Annotated in this window: 2 protein-coding genes; both read left to right on the forward strand. The window is 61.1% G+C overall.

Annotated features, from left to right (window positions below):
• The coding region (locus tag ACWGTO_RS33745) for a co-chaperone GroES (protein WP_454578990.1) at positions 1 to 252 on the forward strand (252 nt) is incomplete at its 5' end.
• A gap of 63 nt (positions 253 to 315) precedes the next feature.
• On the forward strand, positions 316 to 614 hold a 299-nt coding region (locus tag ACWGTO_RS33750), incomplete at its 3' end, for a TCP-1/cpn60 chaperonin family protein (protein WP_280954049.1).

Here is a 614-nt window from a genome sequence, read left to right on the forward strand (position 1 = left end):
CGCCGGGTCGAATCCGAATCCAAGACCGCCGGCGGGATCATCATCCCGGATACGGCAAAGGAAAAGCCGCAGGAAGGCGAGATCATCGCTGTCGGCTCCGGCGCCCGTGACGAAGCCGGCAAGCTGGTTCCCCTGGACGTCAAGGCTGGCGACCGCATCCTGTTCGGCAAGTGGTCGGGCACCGAAGTCAAGCTCAATGGCGAGGACCTTCTGATCATGAAGGAATCCGACATTATGGGCATCATCGGCTGATTATCGGCCTCACCGTCAACTGAATTCCGGGCTTGATCGCAAGCCCTTGCCAGGAGCTAAAACATGGCTGCTAAAGACGTAAAATTCTCCCGCGACGCCCGTGAGCGCATGCTGCGCGGCGTCAACATCCTCGCTGACGCCGTGAAGGTCACGCTCGGCCCCAAGGGCCGCAACGTCGTCATCGACAAGTCGTTCGGCGCCCCGCGCATCACCAAGGACGGCGTCACCGTCGCCAAGGAAATCGAGCTTGAAGACAAGTTCGAAAACATGGGCGCGCAGATGGTCCGCGAAGTTGCTTCGAAGACCAACGACATCGCCGGCGACGGCACCACGACCGCGACCGTTCTGGCGCAGTCGATCGT

The organism is Mesorhizobium sp. PL10 (assembly GCF_053714315.1).